This window comes from Cyanobacterium stanieri LEGE 03274, assembly GCF_015207825.1.
Classification (GTDB): Bacteria; Cyanobacteriota; Cyanobacteriia; order Cyanobacteriales; family Cyanobacteriaceae; genus Cyanobacterium; species Cyanobacterium stanieri_B.
The window spans coordinates 87,503-101,016 of the sequence record NZ_JADEWC010000005.1 but is presented as its reverse complement, the minus strand read 5'-3'; the positions used below and the strand labels follow the sequence as shown (position 1 = coordinate 101,016).

The 13,514-nt window shown below is 37.3% G+C and carries 12 protein-coding genes; 10 read left to right on the top strand and 2 right to left on the bottom strand.

What is annotated here, in order from left to right:
- The first annotated feature begins 42 nt into the window (after positions 1-42).
- From IQ215_RS03810 to IQ215_RS03790, 5 genes are all read left to right on the top strand, one after another.
- Positions 43-513, top strand: a complete 471-nt coding sequence (locus IQ215_RS03810) for a hypothetical protein (RefSeq protein WP_193799993.1) — start codon at positions 43-45, stop codon at positions 511-513.
- 190 nt (positions 514-703) lie between these two features.
- Complete coding sequence (locus IQ215_RS03805) at positions 704-913, top strand: DUF7219 family protein (protein ID WP_193800038.1); 210 nt, start codon at positions 704-706, stop codon at positions 911-913.
- Between the two features lie 97 nt (positions 914-1,010).
- A complete protein-coding gene (gene clpB, locus IQ215_RS03800; RefSeq protein WP_193799992.1) occupies positions 1,011-3,662 on the top strand; it encodes an ATP-dependent chaperone ClpB in 2,652 nt (883 codons plus the stop codon).
- A gap of 148 nt (positions 3,663-3,810) precedes the next feature.
- Positions 3,811-4,362 (top strand): thylakoid membrane photosystem I accumulation factor, encoded by a 552-nt coding sequence (locus tag IQ215_RS03795; RefSeq protein WP_193799991.1) that lies wholly within the window; start codon positions 3,811-3,813, stop codon positions 4,360-4,362.
- Between the two features lie 107 nt (positions 4,363-4,469).
- Positions 4,470-6,515 (top strand): DUF262 domain-containing protein, encoded by a 2,046-nt coding sequence (locus IQ215_RS03790; protein WP_193799990.1) that lies wholly within the window; start codon positions 4,470-4,472, stop codon positions 6,513-6,515.
- 47 nt (positions 6,516-6,562) lie between these two features.
- Here the strand turns inward: IQ215_RS03790 and IQ215_RS03785 are convergent, their stop codons facing one another.
- On the bottom strand, positions 6,563-7,402 hold the full coding sequence (locus IQ215_RS03785) for a prohibitin family protein (protein ID WP_193799989.1): 840 nt from the start codon (positions 7,400-7,402) through the stop codon (positions 6,563-6,565).
- Positions 7,403-7,596: 194 nt separating this feature from the next.
- Here IQ215_RS03785 and IQ215_RS03780 point away from each other — a divergent pair, with 194 nt between their 5' ends.
- Positions 7,597-9,855 (top strand): heavy metal translocating P-type ATPase, encoded by a 2,259-nt coding sequence (locus IQ215_RS03780; protein ID WP_193799988.1) that lies wholly within the window; start codon positions 7,597-7,599, stop codon positions 9,853-9,855.
- Between the two features lie 332 nt (positions 9,856-10,187).
- Here the strand turns inward: IQ215_RS03780 and crtR are convergent, their stop codons facing one another.
- Positions 10,188-11,072 (bottom strand): beta-carotene hydroxylase, encoded by an 885-nt coding sequence (gene crtR / locus IQ215_RS03775; RefSeq protein WP_193799987.1) that lies wholly within the window; start codon positions 11,070-11,072, stop codon positions 10,188-10,190.
- A 178-nt stretch (positions 11,073-11,250) separates the two neighbouring features.
- Here crtR and rpmH point away from each other — a divergent pair, with 178 nt between their 5' ends.
- The 4 genes from rpmH (at position 11,251) to yidC (ending at position 13,503) form a co-directional block, all read left to right on the top strand.
- Positions 11,251-11,388, top strand: a complete 138-nt coding sequence (gene rpmH, locus IQ215_RS03770) for a 50S ribosomal protein L34 (protein ID WP_015222019.1) — start codon at positions 11,251-11,253, stop codon at positions 11,386-11,388.
- Positions 11,389-11,442: 54 nt separating this feature from the next.
- Positions 11,443-11,811, top strand: a complete 369-nt coding sequence (gene rnpA, locus IQ215_RS03765) for a ribonuclease P protein component (RefSeq protein WP_193799986.1) — start codon at positions 11,443-11,445, stop codon at positions 11,809-11,811.
- Complete coding sequence (locus IQ215_RS03760; protein WP_193799985.1) at positions 11,801-12,193, top strand: PH domain-containing protein; 393 nt, start codon at positions 11,801-11,803, stop codon at positions 12,191-12,193. The genes rnpA and IQ215_RS03760 overlap by 11 nt, the downstream gene beginning before the upstream one ends.
- Before the next feature lie 161 nt (positions 12,194-12,354).
- Positions 12,355-13,503: a membrane protein insertase YidC gene (yidC, locus tag IQ215_RS03755; protein WP_193799984.1), complete on the top strand. Its 1,149-nt coding sequence runs from the start codon at positions 12,355-12,357 to the stop codon at positions 13,501-13,503.
- Positions 13,504-13,514: the final 11 nt, after the last annotated feature.

Sequence of the window (13,514 nt, the reverse complement as noted above, 5' to 3'; positions counted from 1 at the left end):
ATTTAATTGTTAATATAAAAATGCAGAACACATTCTAAAGTCATGACCAAGGCTGTTGTTTATCCTATTGTTGTTGCCACCATATTCGTTAGTGGTTGCTATCCCATCGAGAATATTAAACAAAACTCCCTAGCCAATCAACAACAAACCTCCTACGCCGCCAACAATTCTCCAGAGGACGAAATACCCACCGATATTTTTAGCATCATAGAAAATGAAAAAAGAAATAACATAAAACGTCCCACCAATACTGCCGAAAGACGGCAAATGTTTTATGATGAGTTACCCCCTAATTTTCATCAATTGCCAAGGAGTGAACAAATTAAAATTAGAGACAGACTCATTTATTCTACCATGGTAGAATTTAGGGAACAATCAGACATAAATAGTGTAAATGAGGATATTTATGAATATGATTTACCATCCTCTGAAAATAGCAACACGGGTAGTTCATCTTCCCATGTAAATGTCTTTGATTACGGTATTCCCTATAGCGGTTCAGGGGCAGAATAGATTTTTAATATTAACAGAAATAATCAAAAAAACTAGAATACCAAATCTTAAAAGTGGTAATTTATCTAATATTTAAAATTAAGTTCAACGACCATCCATAAAATTAGTTTTTTAAGCTAAACTGTTGATAGCTTATATTATAAAAAACTAACTAAAAATCGTGGATAACAACAAAGCTGATAAAAATGATATGCTCTATCCTCGTAGTCCCTACCATGGAGAATTTACCCCAGAAAACTTAGTTTTTAACGCTAACTTACAAGAATTTGCCCAAAAAGTAAGTTATATCTGTAACCTCGAAACCAACGGTAAAATATCCTCCAATCAAGCCTATCAACAAATTAGGGTTTTATGGAAAGAGTTGAAAAACAGTATTAAAAACCTGAACCTAGAAGAATAAATTTCCCCAAAAAATTGGGCAGACTATTGCCCCATAAGGTGACATTTGGTTAAAAAAAGTTAATAATTAATATCAAGTCACCCATAACTGATAGATAATGCAGCCAACTGATCCGAATAAATTTACTGAGAGTGCTTGGGATGCCATCGTGCGATCTCAAGAAGTATGTCGTAACTTCAAAAATCAAAACCTAGAAGTAGAACACCTTATTTTGGCGTTATTAGAAGAAAATAGCATCGCAGGGCAAATATTCACCCAAGCTAAAATAGATTTACCTACCCTAGAAAAACAATTACGCACCTTTGCCACTCGTCAGCCAAAAATGTTCAGTGTCAATCAACTGTATCTAGGACGGGGCTTAGATTTACTCTTAGATAGAGCCGAGGCTTGTCGTGATAGTTGGCAGGATGACATTATCGGCGTATCCCACATCTTAACAGCTTTTTCAGAAGATGAACGCATCGGCAAGCGCACCCTACGCACTTTTAATCTCGATGCCCAAGATTTTCAGTTACAAATAAAATCTTTTAAAACCAGCATCGAACAGGCAGAAGAAACTACCCAAGAGCAAGAAAATCAGGAAGGAGAAGAAAAAGAAGGCGCTCCCCTAGAAAAATATGGTAGGGATTTGACCGAACAAGCCAAAGCAGGAAAACTTGACCCCGTCATTGGTAGGGATGATGAAATTAGGCGAGTAATTCAGGTGTTATCCCGTCGTACGAAAAATAATCCTGTGTTGATCGGTGAGCCTGGGGTGGGTAAAACGGCGATCGCCGAGGGTTTAGCCCAAAGAATTGTCAATGGAGATGTACCAGAATCTTTAAAAAATCGTCAACTGATTTCCCTTGATATGGGAAGTCTCATTGCAGGGGCAAAATATAGAGGACAATTTGAGGAGAGGTTGCGATCGGTATTAAAAGAAGTAATCGAATCCGATGGGCAAATCATTCTTTTTATCGATGAAGTGCATACCGTCGTCGGTGCTGGTTCACGGGAAGGGGGTGCCATGGACGCAGGAAACCTTCTTAAACCCATGTTGGCAAGGGGCGAATTAAGGTGTATCGGTGCCACCACCCTAGATGAATATCGTAAGCATATAGAAAAAGATCCCGCCCTAGAGCGTCGTTTTCAACAGGTATATATCAAACAACCCACCGTAGAAGATACTATTTCCATCCTACGGGGTTTAAAAGAGCGTTATGAAGTCCATCACGGGGTTAAAATTACTGATTCAGCACTTGTTGCTGCGGCTACCCTTTCCCACAGATATATCACGGATCGTTTTTTGCCCGACAAAGCCATCGATTTGGTGGATGAAGCCGCCGCAAGGTTGAAAATGGAAATTACCTCCAAACCTTTGGAATTAGAGGCTTTAGATAGACGCATAATGCAGTTACAAATGGAGAAACTGTCTTTAGAAGGAGAAAGTCAACGCTCTGGAATGTTGGTAGTTGGTCGAGGATCAAACGAAAGACTAGAGCGTATTCAAACAGAAATTAATGAGTTACAAGACAAACAAAAAGAATTATCTTCTCAATGGCTGGAAGAAAAGGAATTATTAGACGAAATCAAAGCCTTAAAAACCGAAGAAGAACAGAAACGCCTAGAATTGGACAAGGCAGAAAGAGCCTATGACCATGAAAAAGCGGCTCAAATTAAGTACGGTAAATTAGAAAGTGTGCAGCGCAATTTAGAAGCAAAGGAAGCAAAACTACTGGAAATTCAGTCAGAAGGAACTGGATTACTAAGAGAACAAGTTTCTGAATCAGATATTGCCGAAATCGTTGCTAATTGGACGGGAATTCCCATGAATCGCCTTTTAGAAACCGAGCGTCAAAAGTTACTTGAATTAGAATCCCATCTCCATGAACGAGTTATTGGGCAAGGGGAAGCCGTGGCGATCGTTTCTGCGGCCATCAGAAGGGCAAGAGCTGGAATGAAAGATCCTAGTCGTCCCATCGGTTCATTCCTGTTTATGGGACCCACAGGGGTCGGAAAAACTGAATTAGCAAGGGCGCTGGCTGCCTTTCTCTTTGATTCGGAAGATGCCATGGTCAGAATTGATATGTCGGAATACATGGAAAAACATTCCGTATCTCGGTTGTTAGGAGCGCCCCCAGGGTATGTCGGCTATGAAGAAGGAGGACAACTTTCCGAGGCCATTCGCCGTCGCCCTTATTCTGTGGTGCTACTGGATGAGGTAGAAAAAGCTCACCGTGATGTATTTAACATTCTCTTGCAAGTGTTAGATGATGGCAGAATTACCGACAGTCAAGGGCGATTGGTGGATTTTCGTAACACTATTATCGTGATGACTTCTAATATCGGTAGTGAGTATATTTTGAATTTAGGAGAAAACGATGGCAATTATGAGCAAATGCGCAGTAAAGTTTTAACCTCCTTGCGTAAACATTTTCGCCCCGAATTTTTGAACCGTATCGATGATTTAATTATCTTCCACAGTCTCAAGAAAGAGGAGTTACGCCATATTGTTACTTTACAATTAGCCCGTTTACAAAGTCTTTTGGGTGAGCAACAAATTAAAATTGAATTAACCCCAGAGGCTCAGGACTATATTGTTAATGTGGGTTATGATCCTAATTATGGAGCTCGTCCTCTCAAACGGGCAATTCAAAAGGAATTGGAAAATCCCCTTGCTACTAAAATTCTTGATCTTACTTTCTCTGAAGGGGATACGGTTTTGGTTAAGTATGAGGATGAGGAGTTAGTTTTTGCCAAAGCAGAGTAACTAATAACTAATTATGGCAATGTCACAATGTTAACAATTCCCCCATTGCCTATCTCAAACACTTTTTCAAAAATCCCTAAATAGAGCGAGAGTGATAAGATAATTGTTTGTTGAAAAAAATATAGTTATTAATTTTTTGATTATTCTGATGTTAAAAAGAGTTATTTTAATTTTTTTGTCCTGTCTTTGTTTATGGGCTAGTTATCCTTTAAGTAGTATGGCAGAGATAGATAGCGATCGCTACGATGGTAATATTTTTGTGGTATATGCTGGAAATGGCTCATTAGTACCCCCCCGTCTTACTCTCAAACAATCTTTTGAACGGCAATTACCAGCCATCTTGGTTTATTATTTGGATGACAATAGCGACTCCAAGGAATTTGCTTTTATTGTTTCTCGTTTTCAAGAATTCTATGGACGGGCGGCAAGTATCATCCCTGTCAATGTCGATACTATTCCCATGAAAAAAAGTTATAGCCCCGATGAGGTGGGGTACTACTACGAAGGTGTTATCCCTCAGACAGTAATTTTAGACCAGAATAAAAAAGAGATTTATAACGGCAAAGGTATCATCGAGTTTGAAGAAGTGGACGATGTTTTAAGAGATTTATTTAATCTTTTACCTCGCTCGGAATCTGTGCAACTAAAAAGAAAAACTTTCAATGAGTTTAATAGTGAGTTAGTGCCTGAAGATAGATAACGTCAATATTTCCTGAAAGAGGATGGGGGTTGAACATATGATATTGAACCCCCGCGGTGCATACTATAATTTAGATTTGATATTAAGCAAGTATAAACGTTGTAGGAATGAAAGCAAACGAAACAAAAATAATTCAATTTTTAGAGCAGTATAAAACTCAGTTTGTTATCCCCGTTTATCAACGAAATTATGATTGGTCTATTCCTCAATGTGAGCAACTTTTAAATGACATCCTAGACATAGGAAATAATGATAATATTAATACCCATTTTATTGGGGGAATTGTTTTTATTCATGATGATTTACATACTGTTGCTACTGTCAGAGAGTTAACTATAATTGATGGGCAACAACGTTTAACGACTATTACTTTAGTTTATTTAGCTATTTATCATTTAGCGAAAAAGTTAGGTATTGAAGAAACTGCAAATGAGATTCTTAATACTTACATTGTTAATCAATATGTTAAACAAGATGAACAAAAAGTAAAGTTAAAATTAACTTCAGATAATGACGGAGCTTTAAAATATTTGATTCGGGGCGATCGCACAGAAGAAATTACAAGTTATTCTAAAATAATTGACAACTTTAACTACTTTGAAAAAAATATTATTGAAGATAATTATAAAGTAGTTTTAAAAGGTTTAGAGAAACTAATATTTGTAGAAATATCTTTGGAAAGGGGAAAAGATGATCCTCAAAGAATCTTTGAAAGCCTCAATTCTACAGGATTAGATTTGTCTCAAGCTGATTTAATTAGAAATTATATTTTAATGGATTTAAACCTTGATGAGCAACAAAGAGTTTATCAGGATTATTGGCTAATTATTGAAAACTTAGCTAGGGATGAGGTAAAAAATATTAGTAAAGTATCTGATTTTATTCGAGATTATTTAACCTTAATCCATAAAAATATTTCCAATAAGTCAAAAGTTTATGAGGAATTTAAAAATAAATATCCAGATAAAGTTAATTTAGAAGAAGTTTTAAAAACCATCAAAAGGTTTGCTAAATACTATAATAAATTAATCAACCCTAAAAATGAAAAAGATACAGACATCAGAAAAGACTTAGAGTATATAAATCGCCTTGAAATAAATGTAGCTTATCCTTTTCTAATGCAGGTTTATTTTGATTTTGAAGAAACAATAATAGACAAACATACTTTTATTCAGATTCTTCTTGTGGTTCAATCTTTTGTGTGGAGAAGATTTATCATCGGCTTAAGTACCAATAGCTTAAATAAAATTTTTATGAATTTGTATGAAAAAATAGATACAAATAATTATTTATTTTCTCTACAAAAAGCCCTATTACAAAAAAAAGGAAGTCAAAGATTTCCCAACAACAAAGAGGTTTTAGACGCTCTCAAATTTAAAGATGTTTATAATATAAAATCTAAAAATAGGACTTATTTATTAGAAAAATTAGAATATTACCAAAACTTTGAACCCGTAATATTAGATAATAAAATTACTATAGAACATATTTTTCCTCAAAATCCAGATCCACAATGGTTAAAAGATTTAGGTAAAGAGGAATTTGATGATATTAAAAATAATTATTTACATACATTAGCAAATTTAACCTTATCTGGGGTAAATGCTCAGTTAAAAAATAAGTCTTTTCTTGAAAAAAGAGACTTAAAAGACTATGGATATAAACACAGCAATTTAAACCTTAATAAGTATTTAGAGGATCTTGATAAATGGGATAAAAGTGAGATTCAGAAACGTTTTAATGATTTGGCTAAAAACTTTTTAAAAATCTGGTGTTATCCTGATATTGATATTAACGATAAAGAAACAGAGGAAGTTAATATTTTTGATGCCGATGAGCCAAAGGGTAAAAAACTTGAGTATGCAATTTTTTGTGATGAGAAATTACAAATTAAAGAAGTAGCTAAACTATATGCAGAAGTATTTAAAAAATTATTTGAGCAAAATTCAGAAATATTTTTTAATTCCGATTTAGGGCAAAAAATTATTTTAAAAGATGAAAAAAACAAAAATAGTTTAAGGCAAAGTGTACCTATTAGCAATAATTTTTATATAGAGGGAAATTTAGATAGTAATAGTAAATTTGAAAAAATTAAATATGCTCTAAAATTATTTGATTTAGAAGAAGAATTAATTATTAAATATGCCAAGTAATCTGTAGGGTGGGGCAATACCCACCTTTTTTGATCTATATATTAAGATTAATTAGCTACATCATTGAGATTGAATAAGAAAGGAACACTATTTTTAGAGTCTCCACCCATAACCAATACTTTAGGCATCTGAGAACCACCGTTGCGCCATGCTTCGATCGCCTCTTTTTGTAACACTAGGTCGCCTCCTTGTGCCTTAAGGGTTTCAGCTAATAACCTTTGAGCTTCGGCTCTACCTTTAGCACGGTTGATGTCGGCTTGGGCTTCTTGTTCGGCTTCTTTGGCAATATAAACAGCCCTTTGAGAACGTTGTTCAGCGATTTGTTTATCTTCCACCGCCTTAGCAAACTCGGGAGAAAAAGCAAGATCAACTACACTGGTATCCAAAACAATGATACCGTATTTATCCAGACGAGAATTAAGGGCATTATCAAAATCCTCCTTTAACTCACTTCGCTTGGTGATTGCTTCTTCCACGGTGCGCTTAGCCGCCGCAATTTTAAAAGATTCTTGGGTTTGAGGAGCAATAATTTTAGCTACAATATTTTGTAGAGTTCCCTGAGTTCTTCTAATTTCCACTACTTTAACAGGATCAAGACGGAAGTTAATGGCAAAACTAGCCGATAAATCTTGTAAATCTTTGGTAGAACTTTGGGCAGGTACTTCAAATTTTTGTACCGTGACATCATAAACATCCACCGCTGAGATAACGGGAGGTTTAAAGTGGATACCCTCTAACAATGGTTGATCTTGGGCTTTACCAAGGATGCTTAAAACTCCTGTTTGCCCAGGGTTAATGATGACGAAAGAATTAAGTCCAATAAATACAATAAAAGCGGTTACTATAGCTGCTATTAGTGAAGATATATTGGTTGTTTGACGATTCAAAACTCGTTTACTCCTATTATTTCTAATCTATATTTTTCATTGTATAGCACTAGCCATGGAAGTCTGAGTTTTCTTAATTAGCTAATGGGGGGGTATCGCTACTTTCTAAAAATTAAGTTTTGTAAAAAAAACTAAACCTTACAGTTAACTAGAGACTTTATGCTGATATTAGTGAGCAAAAATGAGCATAAATAATGGTTAGGAATACACAGGAAAAAGAAACTCTGAAATTAGAGGGCATGGGGTGCGCCGCCTGTGCTGGGAAAATTGAAAATTCTATTAATAAGGTGGTAGGGGTAGAGGAATGTATGGTAAATTTTGCCATTGCGGAAGCGACGGTTAAATATAACCCTCAACAAACCACCGTGAAAAATATTATCAAAGCGGTGCAAGATGCAGGTTATCAAGCGTTTGCCTTGCCCCCCGAAGGCATAAATCCAGAACAAGAGGCGATCGCCCATAAACGTCACGAAAAGATACTATTAAATAGATTAATTATCGGGATAATTCTCAGCGTTTTGCTGATGATTTCATCCTTACCCATGATGACAGGGTTAGAAATACCATTTATCCCCATGTGGTTTCAAAGCCCCTTATTACAGTTAGTTTTAGCCACTCCCGTGTTATTCCTGTGTGGACAATCCTTTTGGCAAGGGGCGATCGCCTCTATCCGCCACGGTAGCGCCACCATGGACACCCTTGTATCCCTTGGTACAGGTGCCGCCTATTTTTATTCCCTCTTCATCACCTTCTTTCCAGAAATAATCGAAAGAGAAGGAATCCATGCCATGGTTTACTACGAAACCGCCGCCGTCATTATCACCCTATTATTACTCGGCAGACTGCTCGAACATCGAGCCAAAAGACAAACATCCGAAGCCATTACCCAACTATTGCAACTGGGAGCAAAAACCGCTCGGGTAATCAAAGACGGAAAAGAGCAAGACATTCCCATCGAGGACGTACAACTAAACGATATTATCCTCGTACGTCCGGGAGAAAAAATCCCCGTAGATGGCATCATCACCCAAGGAGAATCCTCCATCGATGAAAGCATGGTGACAGGGGAATCCGAACCCGTACGCCGTAACGTAGGGCAAGAAGTCATCGGCGCCACCATCAACAAAACAGGTAGTTTTCAATTCCAAGCTACAAGGGTGGGCAAAGACACCGTTTTAGCTCAAATTGTCGAACTGGTAAAACAAGCCCAAGGCAGTAAAGCACCCATCCAAAAATTAGCTGATCAAATTACCTCATGGTTTGTGCCAGTGGTGATTGTCATTGCCATGGTTACCTTTCTAGCATGGTGGTTGATAGGAGGTAACTTCACCTTTGCCCTCATCGCCTCGGTTACTGTATTAATTATCGCTTGTCCCTGCGCCCTTGGTTTAGCCACTCCCACATCTATCATGGTTGGCACAGGATTGGGAGCAAAACAGGGTATCTTGATTAAGGATGCAGGTAGTTTGGAGTTAGCCCACCGTATCAAAACCATTGTCCTTGATAAAACAGGTACTTTAACCGAAGGAAAGCCCGTTGTCACCGATTTTATCACCCTCAAGGGTAGTGCTTTTGAACAAAATATATTGCGTTTGGTGGCAACCCTCGAAAAAAATTCGGAACATCCTTTGGCAGAAGCCATCGTCGCATATGCCAAAAAACAAGAAATTAGTCTTGATGATGGGGTGACTGATTTTGAAGCGGTGTCAGGATGCGGAGTGCAAGGTTTTATTGATGGTCATTTTGTGCAAGTGGGTACGCAAAAATGGTTTGAGAAGTTGGGCATTGATACCGTGAAGTTAGAAAATATTATCCCTGAGGAAGTATTTACGAAAACCAATGCTTGGATAGTGGTTGATCAAGAAATTGAAGGGTTAATGGCGCTCTCTGATGCCCTGAAAGAAAGTTCTCGGGAGGCGGTGCAACAACTACAAAGGCAGGGTTTGGAGGTGATTATGTTGACGGGGGACAATCAACGCACCGCAGAAAACATTGCCTCAGAGGTGGGTATTCGTCGTTTCTTTGCCCAAGTGCGTCCTGAGGAAAAAACTGACAAAATTCGGGAAATACAGCAAAATACAGGGCATCTGGTGGCGATGGTGGGGGATGGCATCAATGATGCTCCTGCCCTAGCTCAAGCAGATGTAGGCTTTGCCATTGGTACGGGAACAGATGTGGCGATCGCCTCTAGCGATATAACTTTAATCTCAGGAGATCTAAAAACCATTGTAAAGGCGATCGCCCTTAGTCGAGCAACTATGAATAACATCAAACAAAATCTCTTTTTTGCCTACATCTATAACGTGATTGGGATTCCCGTAGCCGCAGGGGTATTTTATCCCTTCTTCGGACTACTTTTAAACCCCATCATCGCAGGGGCTGCCATGGCATTTAGTTCAGTTTCTGTAGTCACAAACGCCCTCAGACTCCGTAAAACCAAAGTTTTTAGTTAAATAAATAACTTGAGTTTGAGATAACCTTCTAAGGTTAACACGGGAGATAATTGACAATGAACAATTATCCTTTACTAGATAAATGATCACTCCCCATCTCCCTTAGCCCTTATCAATTTAATACTTACAACCTGTAAACCAAAAACCAACCATACTTTTAACTATAGTCATCAACGGAGATTACTTAAAAGCGAGAAATAGCAAAATTTACTATCATCTAAGAGTTTGATAAATGGTCAATTTTTATTATTGAGATTTTTGTTAATTTCAGATAAAAAACTGAGATTGAAGATCTCTTAATTGTCCATTGTCCATTGTTCATTGTCAATTATTTAGTGTTTCCCGTGAAAACGAATACCAAGGAAAATATCATAAAGGAAACTGCCAAAATTCTTCCCATTCATCAAATCCAAAGATTGATCACAACCTTTTGCATCTAAAATAGGTTTCGCCGCATAATAAGCAGATTGATATTTATACCAAGGAATAGAAGGCCAAAGATGATGAATTAAATGATAATTCTGCCCTAAAATCAAAATATTTAATATCTTGCCAGGATACACCCTTGCATTTTTCCATCGATTGGTTTCCTTAAAAGGGCGATGAGGTAAATAATCAAAAAATAACCCCAATGCAATACCTACCACCAAAGCAGGTACAAACCAAAAATTCATCACATAGCCAATAAAACCATAGTGAATTCCGAGGAAAACAATAGTAAATAAAAATAAACGACTTAAAAACCACTCCAGAAGCTCATATTTACGCCATAATCTGCGTTTGAAGAAAAATATCTCATGGTAGAAAAACCTAGCGGCAATCATCCACAAAGGTCCCCCTGTGGAAACAAAATGATCAGGATCATTCTCAGGATCATTAACATTAGCATGGTGTTGTAAATGTACCCTTGTAAACACAGGAAAAGCAAAGCCCAACATCAAAGCGCTGCCATGACCCAAAATTGCATTTATAATACGATTGCGGTGTCCACTATTGTGGGAAGCATCATGAATTACCGTGCCTGAGAGATGCAACGCTAAAACGTTGGCACAAAAACAAACCCAACCAGGTAATCCCCATAAAAAATAACCACAAGTGGAGAGAGTAATTAATAATATTGCGCTGATGAACATGATGACATTAGGATTAAGGCCATCGGGAGCTTTTAAATATTCTTTTGGTATTGTTGTTCTCAATACAGATGCGGACGACTGCATTGCTATTGTTTTCTCCTTCCTTTAGTAATTTATTTTCTTGTGGTAGTTTACAATATTTTTGCCTATTCCGTAAAGTTTTGTAAATTAATCTCAGTCAATCGTCTATGGACGGGAAATAACATTGTGCCTTATAATGTAAGATGCTGTTTTTTTTACTAAGGATTATCAGGAGGAAAAATTGAGTAAGCATACTTTAAACGGAACTAGACGTAAACAAAAAAGAACTTCAGGTTTTCGCGCCCGTATGAGAACCAAAGATGGACGCAAAGTGATTCAGGCTCGTCGTCGTAAAGGCAGACAAAGATTAGCTGTATAAGAAAATAATTGATTTTTTTTTCATTCGTCCAATCCATTTATCCTCTAAATTCAAGTGGGATTACCGTCACGACATCGACTTACAAAGCGGTCGGATTTTCAAACTGTTTACCAGCAGGGTATTCGCCGCTATAGTCGTCATCTAATTATTAGAGCCTTGCCCATTGTTTCAGACTCTTTAGTATGTCCCGTTTCTACAAAGCTGGGAATTTCTATTAGTCGTAAAGTTAGTAAAAAAGCCGTTGTGCGTAACCGTATTAAAAGACAGATAAAATCTGCCTTCAGGTCTTTACTTCCCGATGTTTCCTATAACTGGCTAATCGTGATTACCGTTAAATCTGATGCCAGGGAATGCAATTATGAGCATTTTTTGAGAGAATTAAAAGAGTTACTAATTAAAACAGATATTATTTATGGGAATTAAAGAAGAAGTTTATTATGAAGGTGGTCCTCATATTGGAGATTTGATCTTTAATGTGTTACTTGCTTTTACCGTAATTTGTTTACCTTTGACAGTGGGGGCTATTGCTCGAGCTATTTGGTTGCGTTATCGTATTACTGATCGTCGAATCTCTGTAACTGGGGGATGGCAAGGGCGCGATCGCACCGATATTATTTATTCTGAAGTGATCAAAGTGGCAAAAATCCCTAGGGGTTTAGGTTTTTGGGGTGATATTGTCGTGACTCTTAAAGATAGAAGTCGTTTAGAATTAAGAGCTATGCCCAATTTCAGAGATGTTTCTGATTATATCGCTCAGAAAGCCGCCGATAAAACTGGTAGATCCGTAGAGGCGATCGCACCTTAAATAATTAAGAATGAGCAATTGACATTCAAGTATTTACTCAATCACAATAACCATAAAGATAATTAAACATTCTTTAATCATTGTCCATTGTCAATTGTCCATTGTCAATTATCCACCGCACACTGTAAATTATTAGCATATAGTAAGGAAATAAAATAAAAATGGATTTTGGTATAGGTTTTATATCAACAAACATCATGTTGCCAATCCTAGATTTTTTCTATGGAATTGTGCCAAGCTATGGTTTTGGAATTATTGCCCTCACCCTTGTGGTGCGTTTCGCTGTATATCCCCTCAGTGCCGGGCAAATCCGCAACATGAGAAAAATGCGCATCACCCAACCCCTGATGAAGCAAAAACAAGACGAAATTAGAAAAAAATATAAAGACAATCCCCAAAAACAACAAGAAGAAATGGGGAAAATTATGCAAGAATTTGGTAATCCCCTCGCAGGATGTTTACCCCTTCTATTGCAAATGCCTATCCTTTTTGCCCTGTTTGCAACCCTCAGAGGATCACCATTTGCCAACATAAATTATAATGTTGATGTGCAAGTTTTTCCTCAAGAACAAGTAGAACGCATCGTACCTCAACCCTACAGCACCAAAACTCAAAACGTTTTTGTCAGTGATGGAGTACATAACAAAATTGCCGCTATTCTTCCTACGGGTAATAAACTGGTAGTGGGTGAAACAGAAAAAATTGAATTTCAAACCCCCGAAGGTAAATCCCTCCAAGAATTAATTGCTCAATATCCTAACGATGAAGACATATTACCCCGTTGGGAAATAACTAAAGGACAAGAAAGAATTTCCATAGACGAAAATGGAAACATTACCGCCCTCGCCACAGGAGATGCCACCATTCAGGTAACTTTACCCGGTATCGCTGCTGACAAGGGCTTTTTATTCATTGAAGCCTTAGGACGCATTGGGGTGACTGGGGAAAATGGTAAAATCCATTGGGATATTCTAGGTATGATTATCTTTTTTGGAGTTAGTATTTACCTTAACCAAGAATTATCAGGGGCAGCCCAACCCAACACAGGTAATGATCAACAAAAAAGCATTAACAAAATCACCCCTGTTATCTTTTCAGGAATGTTTTTATTTTTCCCCCTTCCTGCCGGGGTGTTAATGTACATTGTCTTGGCTAACGTTTTTCAAACCATCCAAACTTTGATTTTAATGCGCGAACCTTTGCCCGAGAATATCCAAAAAATTCTTGATGATCAAATCAAAGCAAACAAAGGCAGGGAAGCAATTCCATTTGAGAAAAAAAGTAAAAAGAAAGAAAAAACTTCAGGTTAAATTAGATTACA

Coding starts and splice junctions, on each gene's coding strand:
- IQ215_RS03760 (WP_193799985.1), top strand. CDS start 11,801: ATGGGAATTAAAGAAGAAGTTTATTATGAAGGTGGTCCTCATATTGGA.
- yidC (WP_193799984.1), top strand. CDS start 12,355: ATGGATTTTGGTATAGGTTTTATATCAACAAACATCATGTTGCCAATC.
- IQ215_RS03810 (WP_193799993.1), top strand. CDS start 43: ATGACCAAGGCTGTTGTTTATCCTATTGTTGTTGCCACCATATTCGTT.
- crtR (WP_193799987.1), bottom strand. CDS start 11,072: ATGCAGTCGTCCGCATCTGTATTGAGAACAACAATACCAAAAGAATAT.
- IQ215_RS03795 (WP_193799991.1), top strand. CDS start 3,811: ATGTTAAAAAGAGTTATTTTAATTTTTTTGTCCTGTCTTTGTTTATGG.
- IQ215_RS03805 (WP_193800038.1), top strand. CDS start 704: ATGCTCTATCCTCGTAGTCCCTACCATGGAGAATTTACCCCAGAAAAC.
- IQ215_RS03790 (WP_193799990.1), top strand. CDS start 4,470: ATGAAAGCAAACGAAACAAAAATAATTCAATTTTTAGAGCAGTATAAA.
- clpB (WP_193799992.1), top strand. CDS start 1,011: ATGCAGCCAACTGATCCGAATAAATTTACTGAGAGTGCTTGGGATGCC.
- IQ215_RS03780 (WP_193799988.1), top strand. CDS start 7,597: ATGGTTAGGAATACACAGGAAAAAGAAACTCTGAAATTAGAGGGCATG.